The organism is Flagellimonas meridianipacifica, from assembly GCF_003001695.1.
GTDB classification, from domain to species: domain Bacteria; phylum Bacteroidota; class Bacteroidia; order Flavobacteriales; family Flavobacteriaceae; genus Flagellimonas; species Flagellimonas meridianipacifica.
This window is the reverse complement of record NZ_PVYX01000002.1, coordinates 453,367-478,179: the sequence shown is the minus strand read 5'-3', so window position 1 is coordinate 478,179 and position 24,813 is coordinate 453,367. Positions and strand designations below refer to the sequence as shown.

Below are 24,813 nucleotides of genomic sequence, written 5' to 3'. Positions count from 1 at the left end.
CTAGTACTTCAACCATTTAAAAAGTTCTTTGTACGTGGGTCGCTTGCCGTACATTAATATTCCAACTCTATAAATTTTGGAGGCCAACCAAACTATACCCAAAAATGCCCCAATCAATAACGCAATAGAGAGCAAGAGTTGCCATAAGGGAACACCTCCTTCCCCGATACCTCCAGGAAGCCTCATTAGCATTACTATGGGTGAAGTTAAGGGAAACAGTGAGAAACCAACAGCAATAGGTCCATGTGGATTGCTAAAAACCGAGAAAAAACCCACATAAATGGCCAACATTAAGGGTAAAATGATGGGAAATATAAATTGTTGGGTATCTGTCTCATTATCAACGGCCGCCCCAATCGCCGCATAAATGGAACTATAAATAAGGTAGCCAAGAATGAAATAAATCAAAAACGAGCCTATGAGAAGTCCCCAAGGAATGTTAAGAATTTCTCTGGTGTAGGGTAATAGGTCTTCATCTACAATAGCTGAGAACTCCGATGCACTGCGCACTGGTCCAGGAGCAATAGAAGTTTCACCACTCAATACACTTAAATCAATACCAAAAAATAGTACAACCAAAAACAGAAGTAGTGAGGCAGATACTATCCATATAATAAACTGTGTAAGACCTGCCAATGAAGTCCCAACGATTTTACCCAACATGAGTTGAAAGGGTTTTACCGATGAGATAATCACCTCAATAATTCGACTTGTTTTTTCTTCAATCACACTGCGCATTACAAAACCGCCATAAATAATGATGAACATCATAATGGCGTAACCAAAGGCCCCTCCTATAAATGCCTTGATTTCGGTTATACCTTTAATACTTCTCTCACCATCAAAAGTGGCAAGATTCATAACAAAGGGTTTTTCAATCCCGGTAAACTCATCAGATGAAACGCCTAGTAGCTCCAGTCGTTTTAATCGTAATGTTTTTTGAAAAAGGCGTTCCAAACCTTCTGTTACGGTGGTATTTGGATTTTCTTTGGTAAATAAGTAGGTGGACTGGGCCACTTCTTCCATATCATCCCCCTCAGGAATATGCAATAAACCAAAATAACCCAAGGTCATGGTCGAATCCTTTGCCTGGCTCAAAGAAATATCCCTTAAATGAACATAGGAGATACCTCGCGTTGGTTTGAACTCATTGTTAAAAAAAGAACTTTCGTTCAACACGGTAATAATCCTTTTTTCCCCATCGTTCACTTTGGTAAGGTATACTATCAAAAGAATCATTCCCACTATCAGTATTGGACTCAAGATGGTCATGATGATGAACGACTTGTTCCTCACTTTAGCCAAATACTCCCGCTTTACTATAAGTCCCAGCTTATCCATGGTGCTCTTTTCCGTTAACAGTTTTGATAAAAATATCGTTTGCTGATGGAATTACCTCTTCAAACTTGCTTACATTCCCATATTTGGAGAGTTCGGCCAAGACACCTTTGGTATCTGTTGAAGGAAGCTGAATGGATATTGACCAATTGCCTTCATCAGCGCTGGAAGAGAGTATATTGAATTTCTCTAAGGAATCTTTCAGTAAACCATTTTTAGGTTCTTCAGTTTGTAGAAGCACATTGAAAACGTTGTTTTTGTAGGCATTTTTTATTTCTGATAATTTGCCGTCCAAGATTTTTTCGGATTTGTGTATCAAAGCAATGTATTCACAAAGCTCTTCAACGGATTCCATTCTATGTGTTGAAAAAATGATGGAAGTACCTTCCTCTTTCAATCTTAATATTTCATCTTTGATAATATTGGCATTAATCGGGTCAAAACCACTAAAAGGTTCATCAAAAATCAAAAGTTTGGGTTTATGCAATACTGTTACTATAAACTGTATTTTTTGGGCCATCCCTTTAGAAAGCTCTTGAATCTTTTTATCCCACCATTCTCCAATTTCAAAACGTTCGAACCAGTCCTTTAATCTTTTTTTGGCTTCCGTTCTGGACAATCCTTTGAGTTGGGCCAAATACAAGGCTTGTTCACCAACCTTCATACTTTTGTAAAGTCCACGTTCTTCTGGGAGATAACCAATTGTTGCAATATGTTCCGGGGCAAGAGGTTTACCATCAAATATCAACTGCCCAGTATCTGGATAGATAATTTGGTTTATGATTCGAATAAAGGTGGTTTTTCCAGCTCCGTTAGGACCTAGTAGCCCGTAAATTTTATTCTCCGGAATTTCTAAGGATACGTTGCTCAACGCTTTAAAGTCTCCATAGGATTTTGAGACATTTTGGGCAACTAAAATGTGATGCATCCAAACAATTTTTTCAAATATATGTATTTGTACATTAAGAGGTATGCCCCTAAAAACAAAACCCACCCTTAAAAAATTCTAAGGATGGGAAAAAAATTGCTATGAAAAAGAAAATTAGATATTGGTTTCCCAACATCAGTTTCAAATATACGTTTTTTATTTGAACGGGAAACTTTTAATCGCTATGAGAACATATCTTTAACCTTTTCAAAGAAAGATTTATCAGATTTTTGAGGTTTTGGAATAAAATTGTCATCATTCTGCATTCGCTCAAAAAACTCTCGTTGCTCTTTATTTAACTCTTTTGGCGTCCAAACATTGACATGGACAAGTAAATCACCACTTCCATAACCGTTTATGTTAGAAATGCCTTTTCCGCGTAATCTCAATATTTTTCCTGATTGAATTCCGGGTTCCAGCTTGATTCGCACTTTACCGCCTACAGCGTCTATCTCCTTGGAACTTCCCAAAACAGCTTCAGAGAAACTAATGTATAGATCATAATGAAGGTTGTCCCCTTCTCTTTTTAGTGTTCCGTGCTCTTCCGTTTCAATTGCGACTAACAAATCTCCCGGTATTCCATTACCAGGAGCTCCGTTTCCTTTTCCGGAAACCTTAAGTTGCATACCCTCTTCAACTCCTGGCGGTATTTTAATAGATACCGTTTCTTCAACCGCTTTAAGTCCCTGTGCATCTGCTCCACTAGGCCGATTATCAAGTACCTGTCCAGACCCTCCACAAGTGTTACAGGTAGTGGAAGTTTGCATCCTACCTAATATGGTATTGGCAATCTTGGTAACTTGACCGCTTCCATTACAGGTGGGGCAAGTTTTATAGGTGACCCCATCAGCCTGAACCTTTCTTCTGACTTTAACTTTTTTCTCAACTCCATTTGCGACTTCTTCCAAAGTCAACTTTACACGAATACGGAGGTTGCTCCCCTTTACGCGACGCTGACCTCCTCCAAATCCACCAAAACCGCTAAAACCTCCACCGAAAGCACTGCCAAAGATGTCACCGAACTGGCTGAAAATATCATCCATGTTCATGCCACCACCGCCAAATCCTGCTCCACCTTCAAAAGCCGCATGGCCAAACTGGTCATATTTGGCACGTTTGTCAGGGTCACTCAAAACCTCATAGGCCTCCGCTGCTTTTTTAAACATTTCCTCAGCCTTGGCATCCCCTGGATTTTTATCCGGATGATATTCTATGGCTTTCTTGCGATATGCCTTTTTTATCTCTGCAGCAGAAGCGCCTTTGGCAACGCCCAGTATTTCGTAAAAATCCTCCTTCATAGGTTTTGTTTAGTTACCGACCACCACTTTTGGATGTCTTATAATGCGTTCTCCCATTTTAAATCCTTTCTCAATCACATCGATGATTTTTCCTTTCATCTTTTTGTTGGGGGCTGGTATTTGGGTTATCGCCTCGTGTACTTCCGCATCAAAAGCATCTCCATGGCCAACTTCAATTTGCTCCAAACCTTTATTCTTCAAGGTTTCTTTGAACTTGGTACTTATGAGCTCCACACCTTTGTACATTTCTTTATCTTCAGACTTGGAAAGCTCTTTTAATGCCCTGTCAAAATCATCCATAACCGGCAACAAAGCAACCATTACCTCTTGTCCAGCAGTTTTAAAAAGCTCCATTCTTTCTTTGGAAGTACGCTTTTTGAAGTTTTCAAATTCAGCAAAAAGGCGTAAAAACTTATCTTTTTCCTTAGCAAGGTCCTCCCTGAGCCTTTCCTCCTCGGAAAGTTTATTTTCCTCTACGGCACCATTCATATCTTCTGCTGTAGTATCATCGTTCAGTTCAGGGGTTTCAACAGATTGAGAATCCTTTATTTCTCCTTCCATTTCCTCAACTTTACTTTTCTTATCCATATTTAGGGTTTCATTTATCGTTTTTGAAGTGGCAAAAGTACTGCCATTTGCACGAAAATGTCAAAATGTCACGGGAAAACAAGAAAAAACCGCCAAAAGGCGGTTAACATATATATGATGGTGTAATGCCAGCTAAACGTATTCCTTATCCAGAGAAACTAAAGCGTCCTCTTGGCGGGGCCGACTTGACCCCAAAAGATTTTCCAAAGCTGACCCAATATTGGGATATGTAAAGACAAAACCTTCTTTTTCAATGCGTTTGCTACAAACACGCTGACTGGCAAAGAGCAAATAAGACATTTCCCCCAGCACCAATTTCATAATTGATTTAGGTACATTGGGCAGAATCAATGGTCTTTTCAGCACTTTGGCCAATTCTTTGGTCATTTTTGCATTGGTAACCGGATTGGGTGCAACCGCATTGTACACCCCCTTAAGATTATTGGTGGCAGCAAAAACAAACATCTCTGCCAAATCATCTATATGAATCCAAGACTGCCATTGTTCCCCGCTTCCCATGGCTGCTCCAACAAAGTTTTTTATTGGTTTCGCCATTTTAGGAAGTGCCCCTCCTTCATGGGACAATACGATACCAATTCTCATAGTGGCAATATTGAAGGGATATTTTTTAAATTCATTTATTTTTTCCTCCCACTTTTGAACTACTTTACCCAAAAAACTGTCATCTACACCAACATCTTTTTCATCGCATAAATCGATTTGTGAACTAGGATAGATACCTATGGCCGAAGCAGAAATAAAATGTTCAATTTGAGATGAATCTACCTTCGCCAAACCAAGATTCAAAGTAGATAGGCTATCTATTCGACTGGAAAGTACTTTTTCTTTGTAAGAATGGGTCCATTTTTTTGCAATTGTAGCTCCAGCCAGATTGATTATTGAAGTTACCCCATCAAAACAGGCTACATCTATTTCTCCTTCCGAAGGATTCCAGTAATAACCTTGATATTTTTCAGAGGATACTATTTTCTTCTTACTTGTGGTGAGATAATGCACTGGAACATCATGTTGATGCAAAACCTTGGTAATCGCTTTGCCAACCAATCCTGTTGCTCCAGTTATCAATACTTTCATAGCTTGTGTTTAAAACAAAAATAGATGTTTAAGTCACTGTTTTTGAGGGATTAATTCAGCTTTAACACAAATGTTTAAACTTTAAGTAAAATTATGATAACAGCCTTATTTCACTTTAACAGTCATTTGACAGTATTTCAAATTTTCGTCGCCCGCAACATTTCTCTTTTTCCTGGTGGACCTTCTAACCTTTCCACCAAAAAACCTACCTCTTGCATGGCCCGCCTTACACTACCTTTGGCCGAATAGGTAACCAAAACCCCTCCTGTTTTCAATGCATCGTACATAATTTGAAAAACATCCTTTGTCCAAAGTTCCGGCTGCACTCTAGGTCCAAATGCATCAAAATAGACTAGGTTGAACAAATTGACGTCATTTACTTCCCTGAAATCCTTTTTCTGCTTGTTCAACACAAAATTCTTTGTAAGAATAATCTCTTCTTCCCAAGGTGAGCGATGCATTAAATCAAATTTCTCCTCAAACTTTTCAGCAGATAAAGTTGGAATATAGTTTAACTGATGTACTTCATCCAAAGAAACTGGAAATTGTTCCACACCCACATAATTTAGCTGAATATTCTTTTTTTGAGATTCAATTAAAGTAATCAGTGCGTTGAGTCCCGTTCCAAAACCTATTTCAAGAATAGACAGGTCATCACCGTTGACATGCTCCAATCCATGTTTGATAAAAACATGATACGCCTCTTGAACCGCCCCATGTTTGGAATGATATTGTTCCTGCCATTCATCAAGTTGTATGGTCTTGGAACCATCAGCGGTTTCAATAATGCGGCGTTTCACTTTTAATTATGGATTAAAACACCATCGGCCTCAAAACGCAACTGTTTTTTTGGTTTGGATATTTTGGCGATTTCAGCGGCAGTAGCTCCTCCATCTTCAGCGTAATGTTTTTGATCTTCAACCGATATTTCGGAAGTAAAAACGACTCCATTCAGGATGACTTCTTTATCCGATGAATCCGTAGGTACAAAAAAGCCATAATCCTTAAAACGAACAAAAACTTCTTCGTTGTTTTCCAGGGCCACCTTCATCCAACATCCCTTAACTTGACATACTTCTTTGATTTTGCCGGTCAATTGTGTTTGAATCGTGTCTTGTGAATTCAGTTGATTAGAGATGGATTTAATGGATTCAACTTCTTGACTCACCTTGAACTTTGCTCCATAAAAATTATCGTCTTTATCTTCCTGGGCATGTGTCACCGTGCAGAAAAGCATTAAGAAAGTAGCAGTAAAAATGTTAAAATACCTCATAATTGATAAGTTTTGAATCTATCCCAAATAAGGATAACAATTAGAATTAGGGGTTACGCCAAAACTAACAATAAATGGCTAATTTTATGGACTAATTTGTAAGTTATGGATGCAATGGTAAACAACATTTCTGTGGAAAAAGCAGCCACTTCCAAGATTCATAATGTGGATTTTGATAATCTTTCATTTGGAAACACCTTCACCGACCATATGTTGGTCTGTGATTATGAAAACGGGGCTTGGAACTCACCTAAGATTGTACCTTATGGACCTATCGCTTTAGAACCGTCATCCAAAATCTTTCATTATGGGCAGTCCATTTTTGAAGGAATGAAAGCTTACAAGGATGAAGCTGATGGTGTGTGGTTGTTCAGACCTTTGGAAAATTGGAAAAGACTGAACAAGTCTGCCAAAAGACTTGCTATTCCTGAACTACCAGAAAGTCACTTTATGGATGGTCTGACTTCTCTATTGAGATTGGAAAAGGATTGGATTCCAAAAAATCCGGGTAGTTCACTTTATGTTCGCCCCTTTATGTTTGCTTCTGGAACTGGATTTCATGCTTCTCCAGCGGACAAATACAAATTTATCATTGCCTTGGCACCATCGGGAGCCTATTTTTCTGGAAAGGTAAAGGTGAAGATTGAGGAAACCTATTCCCGTGCTGCAAACGGAGGTGTTGGATATGCAAAGGCTGGGGGTAATTATGCAGGCCAGTTTTACCCAACACAACTTGCTGTAGAAGAAGGGTATCACCAAGTTATCTGGACTGATGACAACAATCATGAGTTTATTGAAGAAGCCGGCGCAATGAACGTGTTTGTACGTATCAACGACACACTTATTACTGCACCTACAAACGATAGAATTCTAGATGGTATTACCAGAAAAAGTATTCTGGATATAGCCCAAGCCGAAGGAATTCCGGCGGAGGTGCGAAAAATATCAGTCAAAGAAGTGGTGGAAGCGGCTAAAAATGGTTCTTTACAGGAAATGTTTGGGGCTGGTACCGCAGCAGTTGTTTCTCCAATTGCAGCATTTGGCTACAAGGGGGTTGATTATGAACTTCCCGAAATCCAGAATAGCTATGCATCCCAACTCAAAAAACGCATAACTGATATACAGTATAACAGGGCCGAAGATAGTTTTGGATGGCGTTTTAAAGTATCATAAAAAAAGGAGCACTTAAGTGCTCCTTTTTTATTTGTCCAATACTGCTTGAATGTCTGGTTTAAAATAGTTGGGGCCCTTAAGAACCTTTCCATCTTCCCTGTAAATAGGTTTCCCATCCTGCCCAAGCTTACTCATATTGCTTTTCTGAATTTCTTCGAACACTTCTTCAATTTTATACTGCATACCGTGCTCCAAAATAGTGCCACAAAGGATATACAGCATATCTCCCAAAGCATCTGCCACTTCAACTAAATCACCATCATTTGCCGCTTCTAAATATTCCTCATTTTCTTCACGCATAAGTTTATAGCGTAACATATTTTTTTCTAGGCCTAAATTGGCTTTTGGGTTATGCAATACACCTAATCCGAATGCATTGTGAAATTCTTCAACAGCTTCTATCTTTCTTTTCATGGTTTTAGTAATTGACTTAATTTTGCTAAAAATAGGAAATATGTTCAGCTCAGGACAACTCATTTTTGCCAGTTTATTTGTAGTAGTTTTTGTTGGAGTCATGATTCTCTCATATAGAAAAGACAAAAAACTTCACAAAAAAAATTATAAAGGTGTAATCTGGGTTCTATTTTCCTTTATGATATTCGTGGTTTTTCTGTTTTTGATTAAGCATTTCCTTAAAAATTAACGGATATATTGATTTCCCTACAAAAATTAACGTTTTTACAACTTATATAAGAAGTTGAAGCGTTAACATTAAGAAAACACGTACTTTTGTCTAAGAACAACCGCTGGATAAATGATAGCTTTTTTTTCCATTCTATCTATTTTATTAATTATCAATGCCGTATTGTTGGTTTTCAGCGTAAACGGCGCCAAAGAAAGTTTCAGGAAACCTGTAAGGAGGATTACAGAGACATCCATTCCTAAACTGTTTCTTAAGGAATCTTCTGAGACCAAATACAAAAAGGCTGTTTAGTTTGTACCTTTAAGGTATGAAACAGACTCTTCTTGTTTTTCTAGGTGGCGGCTTAGGCAGTATGTTACGCTATCTTATTTCAAAACCTCTTAACGCACTTCACGATAATTTTTATCTGGGCACTTTTACCGTAAACATTGTAGGATGCTTGCTTATTGGAGTGATTATGGGTATAGCTTCCAAAAATCAAGTAATCTCCCAACAAAGCGTTCTCTTCTTTGCAACCGGATTATGTGGGGGCTTTACTACGTTTTCTGCGTTTGCATTTGAAAAACACACTTTTCTAAAAGAAGGTGAGTTCCTACCTTTTCTCTTCTATCTTGCTTCCAGTATTATTCTAGGAATTCTTGCTGTGGCTTTAGGTACTTGGCTAGTCCGTTCTTTCAATTAGTTATAAAATCATATTTTTCTGTTAATTTTTGTTAATTACTGTACATTTTTCATTGAAAACCTCAATTATCAATGAAAAATATACTTTAGGAGGCTTTTGTGTTAAGAAAAAATCATCAAATCTTTAAAAAAAGTATTTTGAAAATAGTATACCCCTAAAAATATAGGGGTATTTTTTTTATACACATAAAAATACACTGCATAACCTATAATTTTTCATGGTCTCATATCAATTCATATATATTTGACTCATCAATTAACTACTTAAATATGAAAAAAGTCGAGGCAATTATTAGAAAATCCAAATTTGATGAGGTGAAAAAAGCACTTCATGAAATTGAGGTAAACTTCTTCAGTTACTGGGATGTAACTGGAGTGGGCAATGAGAAACAAGGTCATGTCTATCGTGGCATTTCGTACAGTACCACCGATATCCAAAGAAGGTATTTGGTCATTGTGGTTTCTGACGATTTTTTGGAACGTACCGTTAACACCCTCCTGGATGCTGCCGGCACAGGAAACGTAGGTGACGGTAAAATCTTCGTTTCAGATGTCATGGAAGCCTATCGTATTAGAACCAAGGAAAGCGGTAGCGCAGGTATTAACTAAGATAAAAACTAACTAACAATATTTAGATTATGATTGTTGAACAACAAGAAGCAATAGATAAGGCCGTTGAAGCAATCAACGGTGATATGGGGGCTTTGTGGATAACACTAGCAGCCATTTTGGTATTTTTTATGCAAGCAGGATTCACCCTATTGGAAATTGGATTCACGCGTAGCAAGAATTCCGGTAATATAATAATGAAAAATGTCATGGACCTAGCTATAGGTTCCTTAATGTTCTGGGCCGTAGGTTATGGTCTCATGTATGGAAGTGAGCTAATAGCAGGAGGCTGGCTGGGAAGAACCAGTCCGTCTGACCAGGGATATTTCTTTTTTAGCGCTACGGATTGGTACAACTTATTTTTTCAAACTGTTTTCTGTGCCACTGCGGCTACTATCGTATCAGGAGCAATCGCAGGTAGAACCAAGTTTTCTACATACTTGATTTTCTCCGCTGTGCTTACCACAATAATCTATCCTATTTCTGGTAGCTGGTATTGGCCATTTGATGATGATGCTTGGTTGAATACCGCCGGTTTTGTGGATTTTGCAGGTTCTTCCGTGGTACATGCCGTAGGTGGTTCGGCTGCTTTGGTAGCTGCTATCTTAGTAGGTCCTAGAATTGGAAAATACGTGGATGGCAAAGCTAAAGTAATTCCAGGTCACAACATGGCATTCGGTGCTTTGGGTGTTTTCATCCTTTGGTTGGGGTGGTTCGGATTTAACGGAGGTTCTCAATTAGCTTGGGGAGGAGACGATACTGTTGGTGCCACCAGCGTAATCATCAATACAAACCTCGCAGCTGCAATTGGAGCCATAGCTGCTCTATTTTTCACCTGGATTAGGTATGGAAAAGCAGATATTTCAATGACTTTAAATGGCGCATTGGCTGGTTTAGTTGGTATTACCGCAGGTTGTGGAGCTGTCAACGCCTGGGGTGCACTGGCAATTGGTCTAATCTGTGGGATTGTTGTAGTACTTTCTATTGAATTCATAGACAAGAAGCTAAAGATAGATGATCCTGTAGGTGCTATTTCAGTTCATGGTGTATGCGGATTCTTAGGAACCGTATTGATTGGACTGTTTGCTCTAGATGGAGGACTTCTTTATGGAGGTGGTGGAAAGTTACTTTGGGTGCAAACCTATGGTTCCCTTGCTTATATCATTTGGGCTGCCCTATTCACATTTATCGTGCTTTTCATATTGAAAAAGACTATCGGTCTTCGGGTTTCCGAAAAAGAGGAATTGGAAGGTTTAGATATTCATGAGCACGGAATGGAAGCTTACCCTGAACACATTACAACACAGAATTAATTCATAAAAAGGAAACGGAGCGTTTGGCAGAACGCTCCGTAGTATAACCTTTTCACAAAGTAAACTCAAACAAAACAATTAAATGTTCCAGAAAAGGAACACCTAAAAGATGTAATTATGAAAACGATTATAAATACAAATTACGCAAAAAAAATAGCTTTTGCCGTTTTGGCGCTAGTATCCGTATTCGCCATTGGGCAGGAGGAAGAAGAAGAGAAAAAGTTCGAATTTAGCGGTACTGTAGATGCATATTACCGTGCAAATTTTAATGGCTTGAACAAAGAAGTTCCTGTGCTGGACACAGGAGGTGTACAAACCGGGGTTTTGCTTCCCACCGCCCCAGGAACATCATTTGCCAACGACCCAGGCTTTGCTTTGGGTATGGTTAACCTAATTGCTTCTTATGAAGGTGAAAAAGTAGGTTTTGTGGCCGATTTGGTATTTGGGCCTAGAGGGGAAGATGCCGTGTTCGGTTCTCCCTTTGGTTCACCCAATATTGTTAACCAATTGTATGTGTATTGGAATGTGAGCGAAAGTACTACCCTCACCTTTGGTAACTTCAATACGTTCTTGGGATATGAAGTGATTTCTCCGGCTTCCAATTTCAACTATAGCACATCCTATATGTTCTCTTACGGACCATTCTCCCATGCTGGATTAAAAGCTGATTTTGATTTGGGGAATGATTGGAGCGCTATGCTGGCTATCTTGAATCCTACAGATTTCACTGATGTAAATCCATTTGGCGAATTATCTTTTGGAGCCCAACTAGGATACTCAGGACAATACTTGAACTTCTTGTATGGAAAACAGGGCTTTAACGAGGTACTTGATGGAGCAGACCTAGTGGATACTGATGTAGAAGCCCTATTCCAAGTGGATTTTACAGGAGGATTCAATTTGTCTGAAGATTTCTTTCTTGGAATCAACGCTACCTATCAAGATACGGATGGCGTAGGGTTTTATGGGGCGGCTTTATACCCTCAATTGACCACTTCTGAAAATTTTGCAATTGGTTTGAGAGGTGAATACTTCGCCACTATGGAAGGATTCGGAAACGTTGCTGGTATTGGTGCTGATGCAGATGGAGATGCCAATGTTTTTGCGGTTACCCTAACTGGTAATGCCAAAGTTGGAGATTTGACCATTATTCCTGAAATAAGACTGGACAGTGCTTCTGAAGAAGTATTCCTGAACGGTGATTTGGAATTCAATGAAAGCTTGGCTTCCTTCTTACTTGCAGCCGTTTACTCGTTCTAGGTCATAACGAATTTTAATACAGAAAGGCCTTATTCCGAAAAAGGAGTAAGGCTTTTTTATTCCTTGACAAAGTCTTTCACTCCTGCTCTCACTTTAGTTCTCAAATAATTTTGCCTTGGCACTAGAGGGCAGGAGTACTTTTTATTATACACACAATAGGGATTGTACGCCTTATTAAAATCAATTAGAATAGAATCTCCTTGAGGTATGGTCAAATCAATATAACGCCCTCCTCCATAGGTTTCATCACCGTTGGTTTCATCCAAAAAAGGTAAAAACAGATAATCTTCATATCTCTTTTCGGTAACAAGAGCCGGAGTTTGATAAACCTCCAATTGATGTTGCCTCCCATTTAGTTCAAAATGTGCTATCCCATATACAACTTCAATTGTTTGCTCATCAGTGGTCGAGGGCATTAAAAAAGGAACGGCATCTGGTGTTCTTTCAAACCTAGCTTTGATTCTATAGGCGGTGTCTGCTTCAAAAAACGATAATGATTCAAAATTCTTGCGCAATCTATCCGGTAATGGTGAGGTTTCCGGGTCCCTGAAGGATTCGTTCAACTCTTCCTGAAATTCAATTATATCCAATAACTCTGCCGTTGCAACATCCAATCGTTTTAGCTCATCATGATATTTCTTTCCTCCATTGCATGAAATAAATATCATCAATATCAAAAACCAATATCTCCCCATCTTGTTTTAATCTCTTTAAATTAAAATTATTCAAAGGTAATGCTATCTTAGCAACACTTGTTCCAATACAATTTTTTCAACCATGTCAAATAAGTGGCTTTTTCCCGTTTTAATCCTTTTATTTTTTTGTTGTTCCCCAAAAGAGGAAGGACCCAAACACAAAGAACAAAGTTCAAGGACCTACCCTGATTTAAAACCCAATAGATATAATGTTGCCTTTTTGATTATGGACGGGGTATACAATACTGAGTTTACTGCACCTTACGATATTTTTCAACATACACAGTACCGCGAGAATATAAAGGCCATGAATACATTTACAGTGGCCAATACATTAAATCCCATTACCTCTTTTGAAGGGGTACGAATACTACCAGATTATGATTATACCCAAGATTCCATTCCTAAAATAGACATCTTGGTAGTTCCCAGTGCTGAACATCATTTGGATACGGACTTACAGGATTCCACAATGCTGAGTTTCGTGAAAAGAGTTGATAAAAATGCTTTGTTCATAACCTCACATTGCGATGGTGCCTTTGTATTGGCACAAGCAGGACTACTGGATGACGTACTTTCCACCACCTTTCCAAGCGATATTGATACGTACAAGAAAATGTTCCCGCAACTCAAGGTTAAAGACAGTGTCCTATTCGTTCATGATGGAAAATATATCACCTCTGCTGGAGGAGCGAAGAGTTTTGAGGCAGCACTTTATTTGTGCGAGCACCTATACGGAAAGGAAATTGCCAAATCCTTGGCAGGTGGACTAGTTATAGACTGGGATTTACAAAAAATATCAAAGGTTATTCCTCAATAATCCGGTAACGGGCATCTTTCAGATATTTGGATACCAAAGCATTAAACTTTGGGTTTATTCGCAGTAAAGCGGTATTTTCCAAACTATATAGCTTTTCAGTATCCTTAAATCCTGTTTTCAAAGCTTCCTCTAAATAGAAAAGTGATGTTCCGAAATCCTCGTTTTTTGCACTGAGGGAAATAATTTTCATGTAGAAATCAAAATTATCTGGTTCCGTAATGGTCTTCAGCATAAATAAAAATGCTAGGGCATCCTCATCTATTGTCTTATCCGATTTAACCAATTCAATATTATCCTCTGCAAGAGCATTGACAAAACCTTTAAGTCGGTTACCCATTTGTCTTTCATAAATTGAACCTTTACTTATAAATTTATCTAACTCTTCCATTTGATATTTCCACCAGCCCAAATTGTTGAAATTATGGGTTTGCACATCCTCTTCCATATCAAATACATATTCGTCCTTCAAAAGGGATTCTTTAAAAAAGGTTGAATTTTCCGTTCTTCTCATGGCTTTGAACATTTTATTCTTACGAACTTCTTTCAAAATTAGCCTAAGGGAATCCAAGTTTTTATGCATGCCATAAATTGAAAGCATCTCGCCCAGATATTGTTCTGCCAATAACATATTTTGTTGGCTCCTTAAAGCATTTACCTTCTGAACATCCTCATTGTAAGCCTTTTCTATATATGAAGAATCTTTTGGGACAATCTTGTTGCCCATTGCCCTAAGGGTAAAAATTTGGAGTGCCTTTTCTACCAAAGCATTATCAGGTAGTCTTTTGTTTTCTTTATATACCAATACCTGATTGGGAAACTTTAACCGAGTCAACACCTTTTCAGTGGATAACAAATCGGTGTAAGCATAATCATTTTTTCCTATGATACCTATAAAATGAAAAGGTCTTTTCAGATTCAAAACATCCGTGTTGGAAACCGAACTACCTATTGAAACCACTCCGTTAACTAAATTTAAAAAGAGTGGAGTTAACGAAGCGTATCTGGCCCCAGACCCATTCCCAGCTACATAAATCCTGCTTTTATGTATGGGTAATATCTGTGAAACCCTTTCCAATACCTGACCCGTTTTCACCATGTTCTTTGTTAAACTAAGAGAATCCTCAATACGAACCGCGGCAATGACGTAGCCTTCTTTTTCTGCCGCCTGAGCAAACCAAGTTGCAACCTGTTTTTCTTTTTTTTCCAAATCAATTACCAACAACAAAGGCCAGTTTTTGGTGGCATCAAATTTCTGGGGTAGATACAGGGAGTAAGTGTCAGGAATGGAATCGTTAATTTTTAGGGAATCGATAATTTTGCTTTTCTTCAGGACAAGCTGCTGGCCAGCTACCATTTGAATGAAAAGACAGGTCAAAAGGAGCGGAAGATTTTTTTTCATAGCTTTTTCATAACAAAAATCCGGCCAAAATCCCGAATCATTGCGGACAATATAAAGTTACATTAATATAGCTAGTAAACCTAGTTAGCTTTAATTGGGGAATTTGAAATAACATTTGACAGCACAATATGTGTGTGACATTCTCCATATACGATAAGCTCATCAATAAATTGTTCCAAGTGACCTTGATCTTTTAGAATAACCTCCATTATGATGTTTTCATTTCCGGTTATTCGATAGCAGTTTACGACTTCATCAAAAGATTTCACTTTTTCCAAAAATGGTTTTAGTTTGCCCAAAAAGGCCTTGAGCATAATAATAGCTCTAAGCTGATGTCCCAATTGGACATGGGATACTTTGGCAAAATAACCTTCAATGAGTCCGGCATCCTCCATTTTTTTTACTCTTTCTGCTACAGCAGGTGGTGTTAGGCCCACTTTTCTACCAATGCTTGCATGAGAAGCACGGGCATCGGTCTGTAAATAGTTAAGAATTTCCCAATTTAACCTGTCAACTTTCATAATTAAGTAAGATTAAACAATAACTTTAAAATCAAAAGTAATCATTGTACTTTGCTTTAAAAAATAAATCCAATTTCATCCATTCATTTTTAATTTTATAGTTACAAAATTGCTTTGATAATTATGGGACCTGCTTCCTTTGATTCACAAAATATATATAGTAAATCCTTAGCGCTTCAGGACTTAAGTAAGGCCATTGCGGCTTACTTTTCTTCCAATAGGGACGGGTTTGCCCGTAAGCGTTATGGCAGTTTCCGTGATGATATTTCCAAGTCCTTGGTTACCGATGCCAACTTGATCACCAAACAAATCCGACTAGCTTCTTCAAGTAGCTCCTATAGTACAAGAATGAAGAGTTTGGCTTTCATTAACGTGATGACTCAAAATATCCTGGCATATTGTAATGGCCTTGAAAGGGATGGTGTTAAGGAAAAGGAGTATTTGAACCTTTTACGAAAGGAAATTAGAAGTTTTCGAGTATCCTTTAAGAAATGGAGAAAGTCTTTCCAAAACGGAACAGACTAAAATCCAGCACTACATATTTCTTCTATATTGTCCCCCAACCTGAAAAAGTGCTTTGGTTATTTGACCCAAAGAACAATATTTGGAAACTTCCATTAGTGTATTGAACATATTCCTATTTTCAATAGCAACTTGCTGAAGTTCGTGTAACAGTTTCTCTGATTCGTCACTATTCCTCTGATGAAGATTTTCCAACGTTTCAATTTGATTCTTCTTCTCCTTCTCTGTAGCACGTATCACTTCATTAGGAAGGATGGTAGGCGAACCCTTTGAACTTAAAAAAGTATTCACACCAATAATGGGATATTCTCCAGAATGCTTCAAAGTTTCATAGTGTAGGCTTTCTTCCTGGATTTTTGAGCGCTGATACATAGTCTCCATTGCGCCAAGGACTCCACCACGTTCGGTGATTCTGTCAAATTCCAATAGCACAGCTTCTTCTACCAAATCAGTAAGTTCCTCAATTATGAAGGATCCCTGTATCGGATTCTCGTTTTTCGCAAGGCCCAATTCCTTGTTTATTATTAATTGAATGGCCATTGCTCTACGGACCGATTCTTCCGTTGGAGTCGTAATAGCCTCGTCATATGCATTGGTATGCAGGGAATTGCAGTTGTCATAAATGGCATATAACGCTTGAAGCGTGGTTCTTATATCATTAAAATCAATTTCTTGGGCATGCAAGCTACGCCCCGATGTTTGAATGTGATATTTGAGCATCTGCGCTCTAGGGTCCGCTCCATATTTGTCCCGTAACGCCTTGGCCCAAATTCTTCTGGCCACACGCCCAATTACTGCGTACTCGGGATCCACTCCATTGGAAAAGAAAAAGGAGAGATTGGGACCAAATTTATTGATGTCCATCCCTCTGCTCAGATAGTATTCAACATACGTGAATCCATTGCTCAAAGTAAAGGCCAACTGTGTAATAGGATTTGCTCCCGCCTCGGCAATATGGTATCCTGATATGGAAACTGAATAGAAGTTACGAACTTGATTATCTATAAAATATTCCTGAACATCACCCATTAAACGTAGGGCAAACTCTGTTGAAAAAATACAGGTATTCTGTGCTTGGTCCTCTTTTAGGATATCCGCCTGTACTGTTCCTCTTACTTGGGAAAGTGTGTTCTTTTTAATTTCTGTATACACTTTTGCCGGCAACACCAGGTCTCCAGTAACTCCGAGCAGCATTAGACCCAATCCATTGTTACCTTGGGGCAGTTCGCCGTTGTACTGCGGTCTGGATACCCCTTTTTTCTTATAAATGGCCGTAATCTTAGCCTCTATTTCTTTTTCCAATCCATTTTCTACAATGTACTTTTCACAGTTCTGGTCAATGGCTGCATTTAAAAAGAAGGCTAGCAACATCGGGGCAGGCCCATTAATGGTCATACTTACCGACGTCATCGGGTCACTCAAATCAAATCCGGAGTACAACTTTTTTGCATCATCCAAACAACATATGGATACTCCGGCGTTTCCAATTTTTCCGTAAATATCCGGTCTGTGGTCTGGGTCGCTTCCATACAAGGTTACAGAATCAAAAGCTGTGGAAAGCCTTTTAGCAGGCATATCCAAACTCACATAATGGAATCGCTTATTGGTACGCTCTGGTCCTCCTTCCCCTGCGAACATTCTGGTAGGGTCTTCACCTACTCTTTTAAATGGATATAATCCCGAAGTATAGGGGAACTCCCCAGGTACGTTTTCTTGTAGCATCCAACGTAGTAAATCACCCCAAGCTTCATATTTGGGCAATGCCACCTTCGGAATTTGACTATGAGATAAAGACTCGGTATGGGTATCAATATGTACCTCCTTACCTCTTACCTTAAACGTATAAACAGGGGATTTATATCTAAAAACTTGCTCCTCCCATCTTAGAATCAAATCCCAATTATAAGGGTCTAAATCCATTTTGACTTTGTCAAACTCCTTGAGAAGAATAGTTACTATTTCCTTGTCATTATCCTTTGAGCAGAGTTCTCGCAACTTGACATCATCCAGACCAGATTTTGAAAGAAATTGGGTTTGCCCTTCCTTTAAATCAAGTCCGATAACTGATGTAATGGTCATAAAAATGCCATATAATTTTTGGGCGGTCCTTATCTGTGCATCCGCTTTTGTATCATAGGCTCGGTTGTTCTCAGCTATTTCAGATAAATAACGTGTACGAGCAGGAGGAATTACAAAAACCTTCTCCATCATTTCGGTAGAAACCTCAAAATTGGAGACTAAACTGGAGTTCGCCTTACTTACAAGCGTTTCCATAATGGCCTTATACAATTTGTTCATTCCTGGGTCATTGAACTGAGATGCAATGGTTCCATAAATGGGAAGGTCATCCATATTGGTGTCCCATAACCCATGATTTCGCATGTACTGTTTCTTTACATCCCGAACTGCATCCAAAGCGCCCCTTTTATCAAATTTGTTAATGGCGACTAAATCTGCGAAATCGAGCATATCAATTTTTTCCAGCTGGGTTGCAGCGCCAAACTCGGGTGTCATAACATATAAAGAGACATCGCTATGTTCCAGAATTTCAGTATCGGACTGTCCTATGCCCGAAGTTTCCAAAATAATCAAATCGTAATGGGCCGCCTTAAGTATTTCAACCGCTTCCGAAACATGTTTGGAAAGTGCCAAATTGGACTGCCTTGTAGCCAGAGAACGCATGTACACCCTATTATTGTTAATAGCGTTCATACGTATTCGATCTCCTAAAAGGGCTCCACCTGTTTTTCGCTTGGATGGGTCTACTGAAATAATTCCGATGTGTTTATCAGGAAAATCCATCAGAAACCTTCGTACCAACTCGTCCACTAAGCTTGATTTTCCCGCGCCACCGGTTCCCGTAATTCCCAAAACAGGTACAGTTGCTTTTGATTTCTCTATCTGAGCTTGATAGGTGGCATATACTTTTGGTTTATTTTCAGCCAATGAGATTAATCTGGCAATAGTATTGGTTTGCTTTTCTTGAAGAAGTTGCGGCAAATCCTTGTTCTCCGGGATACAAATGCCAGGGACCTCTGAATCACTACGCTGTACCAAATCATTTATCATTCCCTGAAGTCCCATCTCCCGCCCATCATCTGGCGAATAAATACGTTCCACTCCATGTTTCATCAAATCCTCAATCTCTCTGGGAAGGATGACACCACCACCGCCACCAAAAATCTTGATTTGACCAGCATTTCGCTCTTGAAGCAAATCATACATATACTTAAAATACTCATTATGACCTCCTTGGTAGGAAGTCATTGCAATGGCGTTGGCATCTTCCTGGATAGCGCAATCCACTACTTCCGCGACACTTCGGTCATGTCCCAAATGGATGACCTCTACCCCAGTGGATTGAATTATCCTTCGCATGATATTGATGGCAGCGTCATGTCCATCAAAAAGTGATGCTGCGGTTACAATTCGTATTTTATTTTTGGGTTGATAGGGCTTTGGTTGCTCCATTGTCAATTTAAAGTCAAAATTCAACTTGCAATTTACGGAAAATGCAACAAAAATTGGATTTTAATCCATATTTTATAAAAATATTAAACTTAACCCTTTACTTTTTTTTGATATCATAATTTTGGAGGGTAAAACTCAACCCATGAAGCTTACCATACTTATCCATTGTCCGGATCAATCTGGGATTATTCATTCCACAACAGGGTTCATCACAAATATAGGAGGGAACGTAATCTATTTGGATCAACATGTGGACAAGCAAGCCGAAGTGTTCTTTATGCGTTTGGAATGTGAGTTTTTAGCAACGTTGGATTTACCCACTGTTAAAAATGATTTTGAGCATAAAGTAGCAAAGGTGTACCAAATGGAATGGAGTGTGTTCACCGATGCTGAAAAACCCAGGATGGCCCTTTTTGTGTCAAAATACAATCACTGTCTTTATGATTTGTTAAGCCGGTATCAATCGGGTGAGCTTTTGGTAGATATTCCCTTTATTCTAAGCAATCATAAAGACCTAGAATACATTGGTAAGCAATTCAATATTCCCTATTACCATGTTCCAGTTACAAAAGAATCCAAGGAAGCTGCTGAAGATGAACAGCTTTCTTTTTTGGAGGAACATAATGTGGATTTTATAGTCCTAGCCCGTTACATGCAGATTGTATCTCCAAAAATCATAGACAAGTTTCCAAATAGAATTATTAATATTCATCATTCCTTTTTACCTGCATTTGCGGGAGCAAAACCCTATCATGCAGCTTTTGAACGGGGTGTAAAAATTATTGGTGCTACTAGCCATTACGTTACAGAGGAACTCGATGCAGGACCTATTATTGAACAGGATGTAGCTACAGTGTCCCATACGCATTCCGTGAAGGATTTTATTGCTAAAGGAAGGGATTTGGAAAAAATTGTTTTGGCAAGGGCTGTCAAACTTCATTTGTCTAGAAAGACTATGGTTTACAATAACAAGACGGTCATTTTTTCTTGATTTTAGCTTAAAAAAGAGAATTTCTTATTGAGAAAATGTACATTAAGGTCACTTTAAACACTTACCCATATGAAACGAATATTATTACTTGCATTTCTCATTTTAACGACATCGGCGTGCAATGAGCTTCAACAAGTAGTTAATCAACTACCCCAAGGAACTACAGGTATTGGTAATGCTGAAATTGCACAAGGACTCCGTGCAGCACTTGACCAAGGCATAGACAAACAGGTGAAAAAACTGTCATTAAAAGATGGATTTTTTAAAAATGAATTGGTAAAAATTCTATTACCAGATGAATTGAAAAAAGTAGATAAAACGCTACGTGATGTGGGCCTTGGGAATTTGGCCGACGAAGGTTTACGAATTCTCAATAGAGCCGCGGAGGATGCAGTTGGTGAGGCCACTCCTATTTTTGTGGATGCCGTAAAACAAATCACCTTTGGGGACGCCAAACAAATTCTTCTAGGGTCTAACAATGCTGCTACCCAATATTTGGAACAATCCACGAGCTCCCAATTATATAGTAAATTCAAACCAAAGATAGACGCATCTTTCAAAAAAGTTGGGGCTGATAAAATCTGGAACTCCCTGATAACTAAGTACAATACGCTTCCATTAACGACTGATGTAAACCCAGACCTTACGGAATATGTTACCCAAGAGGCTCTTGACGGCGTATACACTATGATTGCAGTGGAAGAGAAGGAAATTAGGACCAAATTGTCTTCCAGGACCTCAGACTTATTGAAAAGGGTTTTTGCTCTTCAAGATAGTAAGCAATAATTCTTACTCACACAATATCAACAATATACCTCCGTTATATTTATATCAGAGCAAGGGAAGAATAACATAATCCTAATGTTAAATTAACCTTTGCAAGCTGGTTAAAAAGGAATTTTGTAACCAATTATCTGAGTTAGCATTTTTTTGAGTTAGTTAGTTTTAACCGGTGTTCGCACCGGTTTTTTTTGTTTCAAATATTTGTTTTTCAAGCATTTGTATTGGAACAAAATTCCTCTTCACACCTATTTTCAAGAAGTAAACTATTATCGGGAATTACGGGATTTAGGACATTTTTAACAACTTGGGCTCCTTAAATAAGTAAATTGAATACAAGCTAATTCACTCAATCAATAAAATGGGGAGGCCAATAACCATTTTTGTCCTGTCATTGTCTGTGTTTTTCGGATATGCCAACCACACTCCTTTTAAGGAGAAAACTTTGGCATCATCCATCGCTTCCTATCAAGATTCAATAAAGTGGGCAGATTATTTTTACAACATTCAACGATATAACAAGGCAATACCTTTATATCAGAAGAACTTAGAAAATCCCAATATTCCAAAAACTCGTATTCTTAAACGGTTGGCCTTGAGTCAAGCGGGAATGGGCAACTCATTCAAGTCAACGGAAAACCTTAATAAGTACTTGCAGTTGGAATTCAATCCAAATTTTTTATTAAATGAAGGCTTTGACCCAATTCGCGAAACCAGTGAATTTAAAAGGATAGAGGAACGCGTAATACCTAAGGTCACCACTTGGTCCGTAATTTATCTTTTTGTGGCGATTATAGGATTTTATGTGGTGCTTCTCATAAGCTTGAATCAACAAATTCATCCAGTGTCTCGCATCCTCATTGGGAGTTTTATTTTTATTCACTCTTTTTTCATTCTCCATATCAGTATTAATGCAGCTAATTATTTCTTTGAATATGCCCATACTTACCTGATGTCTACATGGGGAACTTTTTTGTATGGCCCATTACTTTATTTCTATATAAAGAGAACTTCTCAAAAATACGCGTTCAAATTATCTGACCTATTGCATTTGGCGCCAACAATTATTCTTTTGGCTTATTTAATTACAGAAGTGTACACTATGTCTGCCCAGAGTAAAATTGTTTTAATGCTTTCCCGAATGCAAAATGGATTGGGCCCTCAGGACTCGAATCGCCTATTTGTACTTGTAGTATTGAAAATAACTTCGTTGACCCTTTATGGTCTTTTTATTGCAAGAGCCTATAATAAAGGTAAAAAGGAAAAACTACTGGATTCAAAAAGTCTTAAATGGCAAAAAAATCTATCTATAATACACATCGTTTATGTTCTCACCTATACTGCGTATGGAATTGTAATTGTCAACGGTTATTCAAATGGTTGGCTATACGATGTTTCAACAGCCAGCATGGCGCTAATGGTGCTTTATGTTGGATATTCAGCCAATATTCAACCTGACGTTTTCAACGGTATTTATTCATACAATACCAATAAGTTATTCCCTAAATATGAAAAATCAGGGTTGACCCCGAGCCTATCTTTAGAATTAAGGGAAAGTCTGGTACACCTTTTTGCAGTAGAAAGAATTTACAAGGAAAACACCATAAACCTTGATATGGTCGCCGATAGATTAAATACAACACGACATAATGCTTCGCAGGTTATCAACGAGCATTTTAATGTAAGTTTTCATGAATTCGTAAACATGTATCGGATAAAAGAAGCCAAAGAACTTCTAACAAGCGAAGACAAAAAACTGAATATTATCCACGTAGCATATGAAGTGGGCTACAACAATAAGGTTACATTCAATAAAGCCTTTAAAAAAGATACCAATCTAACACCGACCCAATATCTAAAAACGGTCGCTGAATCCGCTTCGTAAAGGTAATTATTGTACGGGTGGGGGTAATGGTTTATAAGGATTGGTGCAATTCTTTGAATAGCAGCATATCTTTAATTCAAGAAAACAGCCCACCATATTCTTCACAAACTGCTTTGTCTCAAGAATTGGGTTTTTGAATTAGTCAGCAAAATATCCTTGGGCTGTTTTATTTTCTTCGATACAATCCATCAAATAGTACAGATACTACATCATCTCCATTTAGTACTTCCCAAAGTTGGCGTACGGTACCATCTTCATTCTTGAACCAAGTAATCCTATTTTTCAATGTTTTCCCATCTTTTGTGAATTCTTCTGAAGACATGACCATTGTATCGCCTACCCTATTTCCCTTTAACTTCAAAAATGCCCCTGAACTATCTACCCATAATTGTTCCCATTGCTGGTTGATTCTATTGTAAAAATTAATACTTGTACCTGTATATCCCTGTTTAGCACTTGTCCAATTTTCACGAAGTACACATCCTTGCTCTTCCTTTATTATTCTATTCTCCCCAGCGGGACTATCATTGGCATTGGTCACTGTCCATTCTCCTACCCAAAAATCAAAGGCCAAATGATTTTCAGAGCAACACGAACAAGTATTTGTATTTTGGGCTATTGCCCCTTGAAAAAGAAATAGAATAAGAACTGAAGCAAATGATTTCATCATAAATGGTTTATGATGCAGTATATAAATAATCAATCACTTTTTGGTTAAAAATCAGCGGCTGCTCCACGTTTACCACATGCCCGCAATTTTCGACGACATACAGACTGGATTCCCTATGAGTCTTGACCACTTTCTGTATGGTAGGAAGAAAAAGATAATCTTCTCCTCCCATAATATAGAAAGTAGGTATACGTATATCAGCTCCTCTAAAAAATCGGAGTAATGGGTTAATTTCAGAAGTTAGCTTGAACCATCTAATAAACTCCTTCTGATATAATTTTTTAGCCTCCCTAACAAAAAGTAAACGGGATTCTCTGTGATTTTTATTGGGCATTATGATAAAAGCGAAAAACTTATAAAGCCACAAATAGGGTACCACCGATTTAAAAATGACTCCTAGGCGCATAAGTACTTGCGACCTAAAATTTAACTTCATTATTGCTCCACCCATAACCATACTTTTAACTCGGTCTGGGTAGTTTTCGGCCAAATTGCGAATCAATATGGTACCCAGGGAAATTCCAATAAAATGGGACTTTTCTATTTTCTCAAAATCAATAACCTCAACTATGTCTTCGGTAATCGAATCAAAAGTGTAACGGTCATTAAAGGCATCCTTCAGGTTGGGTTTAGAATTGCCATGGCCTCGCAAATCCAAAAGAAGTACATTAAAGTGTTTTTTAAAATCCCTGACTTGCTTGTACCAAATAGTGGAACTACCTCCCGCACCGTGCACAAAAGTCACCCACTCTTTGGAAGTTTCATGTATGTATTTGGTATAATGTAGCACAGTGATTTTGTCTAAAAGTACGTTAATTTTTTTCGAAGAAAATGTAAATACGGCTCAATCTAGGGTGTTT

The 24,813-nt window shown here is 38.3% G+C and carries 25 protein-coding genes; 11 read left to right on the top strand and 14 right to left on the bottom strand.

Annotated elements, in window-relative coordinates; translation table 11 throughout:
* The 7 genes from CLV81_RS12040 to CLV81_RS12010 form a co-directional block, all read right to left on the bottom strand.
* Entirely contained in the window at positions 1 to 1,341 is a 1,341-nt protein-coding gene (locus CLV81_RS12040; protein WP_106145370.1) for an ABC transporter permease, read from the bottom strand.
* On the bottom strand, positions 1,334 to 2,266 hold the full coding sequence (locus CLV81_RS12035) for an ABC transporter ATP-binding protein (protein ID WP_106147500.1): 933 nt from the start codon (positions 2,264 to 2,266) through the stop codon (positions 1,334 to 1,336). The genes CLV81_RS12040 and CLV81_RS12035 overlap by 8 nt, the downstream gene beginning before the upstream one ends.
* 182 nt (positions 2,267 to 2,448) lie before the next feature.
* A complete protein-coding gene (gene dnaJ, locus CLV81_RS12030; protein WP_106145369.1) occupies positions 2,449 to 3,564 on the bottom strand; it encodes a molecular chaperone DnaJ in 1,116 nt (371 codons plus the stop codon).
* A gap of 9 nt (positions 3,565 to 3,573) precedes the next feature.
* A complete protein-coding gene (locus CLV81_RS12025) occupies positions 3,574 to 4,152 on the bottom strand; it encodes a nucleotide exchange factor GrpE (protein ID WP_106145368.1) in 579 nt (192 codons plus the stop codon).
* A 132-nt stretch (positions 4,153 to 4,284) separates the two neighbouring features.
* Positions 4,285 to 5,247: a TIGR01777 family oxidoreductase gene (locus CLV81_RS12020; protein ID WP_106145367.1), complete on the bottom strand. Its 963-nt coding sequence runs from the start codon at positions 5,245 to 5,247 to the stop codon at positions 4,285 to 4,287.
* 137 nt (positions 5,248 to 5,384) lie between these two features.
* Positions 5,385 to 6,047 carry a tRNA (5-methylaminomethyl-2-thiouridine)(34)-methyltransferase MnmC2 gene (gene mnmC2 / locus CLV81_RS12015; protein WP_106145366.1) on the bottom strand — a complete coding sequence of 221 codons (663 nt, stop codon included), beginning with the start codon at positions 6,045 to 6,047 and terminating at the stop codon, positions 5,385 to 5,387.
* Positions 6,048 to 6,049: 2 nt separating this feature from the next.
* Complete coding sequence (locus tag CLV81_RS12010) at positions 6,050 to 6,520, bottom strand: DUF4920 domain-containing protein (RefSeq protein ID WP_106145365.1); 471 nt, start codon at positions 6,518 to 6,520, stop codon at positions 6,050 to 6,052.
* A gap of 105 nt (positions 6,521 to 6,625) precedes the next feature.
* Here CLV81_RS12010 and CLV81_RS12005 point away from each other — a divergent pair, with 105 nt between their 5' ends.
* On the top strand, positions 6,626 to 7,693 hold the full coding sequence (locus CLV81_RS12005) for a branched-chain amino acid aminotransferase (protein ID WP_106145364.1): 1,068 nt from the start codon (positions 6,626 to 6,628) through the stop codon (positions 7,691 to 7,693).
* Positions 7,694 to 7,720: 27 nt separating this feature from the next.
* Here the strand turns inward: CLV81_RS12005 and CLV81_RS12000 are convergent, their stop codons facing one another.
* A complete protein-coding gene (locus CLV81_RS12000) occupies positions 7,721 to 8,107 on the bottom strand; it encodes a pyrophosphohydrolase domain-containing protein (protein WP_106145363.1) in 387 nt (128 codons plus the stop codon).
* Positions 8,108 to 8,447: 340 nt separating this feature from the next.
* Between CLV81_RS12000 and CLV81_RS11990 the strand changes: the two genes are divergently transcribed.
* The 5 genes from CLV81_RS11990 to CLV81_RS11970 all read left to right on the top strand — a co-directional run bounded on the left by CLV81_RS11990 (position 8,448) and on the right by CLV81_RS11970 (position 12,199).
* On the top strand, positions 8,448 to 8,627 hold the full coding sequence (locus CLV81_RS11990) for a hypothetical protein (protein WP_106145362.1): 180 nt from the start codon (positions 8,448 to 8,450) through the stop codon (positions 8,625 to 8,627).
* 16 nt (positions 8,628 to 8,643) lie between these two features.
* Complete coding sequence (crcB, locus tag CLV81_RS11985; RefSeq protein WP_106145361.1) at positions 8,644 to 9,018, top strand: fluoride efflux transporter CrcB; 375 nt, start codon at positions 8,644 to 8,646, stop codon at positions 9,016 to 9,018.
* A gap of 269 nt (positions 9,019 to 9,287) precedes the next feature.
* Positions 9,288 to 9,626 (top strand): P-II family nitrogen regulator, encoded by a 339-nt coding sequence (locus CLV81_RS11980; protein WP_106145360.1) that lies wholly within the window; start codon positions 9,288 to 9,290, stop codon positions 9,624 to 9,626.
* Positions 9,627 to 9,655: 29 nt separating this feature from the next.
* Complete coding sequence (locus CLV81_RS11975; RefSeq protein WP_106145359.1) at positions 9,656 to 10,939, top strand: ammonium transporter; 1,284 nt, start codon at positions 9,656 to 9,658, stop codon at positions 10,937 to 10,939.
* Positions 10,940 to 11,056: 117 nt separating this feature from the next.
* The gene (locus CLV81_RS11970) at positions 11,057 to 12,199 is read left to right on the top strand and encodes an outer membrane beta-barrel protein (RefSeq protein ID WP_106145358.1); all 1,143 of its coding nucleotides are present in this window, start codon (positions 11,057 to 11,059) and stop codon (positions 12,197 to 12,199) included.
* A gap of 56 nt (positions 12,200 to 12,255) precedes the next feature.
* On the opposite strand, the gene CLV81_RS11965 is transcribed toward CLV81_RS11970, so the two are convergent.
* Positions 12,256 to 12,894, bottom strand: a complete 639-nt coding sequence (locus tag CLV81_RS11965; protein WP_106145357.1) for a DUF1684 domain-containing protein — start codon at positions 12,892 to 12,894, stop codon at positions 12,256 to 12,258.
* An 82-nt stretch (positions 12,895 to 12,976) separates the two neighbouring features.
* On the opposite strand from CLV81_RS11965, the gene CLV81_RS11960 reads away from it, so the two are divergent.
* Positions 12,977 to 13,714 carry a DJ-1/PfpI family protein gene (locus tag CLV81_RS11960; RefSeq protein WP_106145356.1) on the top strand — a complete coding sequence of 246 codons (738 nt, stop codon included), beginning with the start codon at positions 12,977 to 12,979 and terminating at the stop codon, positions 13,712 to 13,714.
* On the opposite strand, the gene CLV81_RS11955 is transcribed toward CLV81_RS11960, so the two are convergent.
* Together CLV81_RS11955 and CLV81_RS11950 are read right to left on the bottom strand one after the other, a co-directional pair.
* On the bottom strand, positions 13,701 to 15,113 hold the full coding sequence (locus CLV81_RS11955) for an alpha/beta hydrolase (protein WP_106145355.1): 1,413 nt from the start codon (positions 15,111 to 15,113) through the stop codon (positions 13,701 to 13,703). The genes CLV81_RS11960 and CLV81_RS11955 overlap by 14 nt on opposite strands.
* Before the next feature lie 80 nt (positions 15,114 to 15,193).
* On the bottom strand, positions 15,194 to 15,634 hold the full coding sequence (locus CLV81_RS11950) for an Lrp/AsnC family transcriptional regulator (RefSeq protein WP_106145354.1): 441 nt from the start codon (positions 15,632 to 15,634) through the stop codon (positions 15,194 to 15,196).
* A gap of 123 nt (positions 15,635 to 15,757) precedes the next feature.
* Here CLV81_RS11950 and CLV81_RS11945 point away from each other — a divergent pair, with 123 nt between their 5' ends.
* The gene (locus CLV81_RS11945) at positions 15,758 to 16,159 is read left to right on the top strand and encodes a hypothetical protein (protein ID WP_106145353.1); all 402 of its coding nucleotides are present in this window, start codon (positions 15,758 to 15,760) and stop codon (positions 16,157 to 16,159) included.
* Positions 16,160 to 16,168: 9 nt separating this feature from the next.
* Here CLV81_RS11945 and CLV81_RS11940 read toward each other — a convergent pair whose 3' ends face one another.
* Complete coding sequence (locus CLV81_RS11940) at positions 16,169 to 19,627, bottom strand: methylmalonyl-CoA mutase family protein (RefSeq protein WP_106145352.1); 3,459 nt, start codon at positions 19,625 to 19,627, stop codon at positions 16,169 to 16,171.
* Between the two features lie 142 nt (positions 19,628 to 19,769).
* On the opposite strand from CLV81_RS11940, the gene purU reads away from it, so the two are divergent.
* The 3 genes from purU to CLV81_RS11925 all read left to right on the top strand — a co-directional run bounded on the left by purU (position 19,770) and on the right by CLV81_RS11925 (position 23,283).
* Positions 19,770 to 20,618 (top strand): formyltetrahydrofolate deformylase, encoded by an 849-nt coding sequence (purU, locus tag CLV81_RS11935; RefSeq protein WP_106145351.1) that lies wholly within the window; start codon positions 19,770 to 19,772, stop codon positions 20,616 to 20,618.
* Between the two features lie 69 nt (positions 20,619 to 20,687).
* Positions 20,688 to 21,404, top strand: a complete 717-nt coding sequence (locus tag CLV81_RS11930; protein WP_106145350.1) for a DUF4197 domain-containing protein — start codon at positions 20,688 to 20,690, stop codon at positions 21,402 to 21,404.
* A gap of 355 nt (positions 21,405 to 21,759) precedes the next feature.
* Positions 21,760 to 23,283 carry a helix-turn-helix domain-containing protein gene (locus tag CLV81_RS11925; RefSeq protein WP_106145349.1) on the top strand — a complete coding sequence of 508 codons (1,524 nt, stop codon included), beginning with the start codon at positions 21,760 to 21,762 and terminating at the stop codon, positions 23,281 to 23,283.
* A 166-nt stretch (positions 23,284 to 23,449) separates the two neighbouring features.
* Here CLV81_RS11925 and CLV81_RS11920 read toward each other — a convergent pair whose 3' ends face one another.
* Positions 23,450 to 23,953 carry a hypothetical protein gene (locus CLV81_RS11920; RefSeq protein ID WP_313790285.1) on the bottom strand — a complete coding sequence of 168 codons (504 nt, stop codon included), beginning with the start codon at positions 23,951 to 23,953 and terminating at the stop codon, positions 23,450 to 23,452.
* Positions 23,954 to 23,960: 7 nt separating this feature from the next.
* Complete coding sequence (locus CLV81_RS11915) at positions 23,961 to 24,743, bottom strand: alpha/beta fold hydrolase (RefSeq protein WP_106145348.1); 783 nt, start codon at positions 24,741 to 24,743, stop codon at positions 23,961 to 23,963.
* Between the last annotated feature and the right edge of the window lie 70 nt (positions 24,744 to 24,813).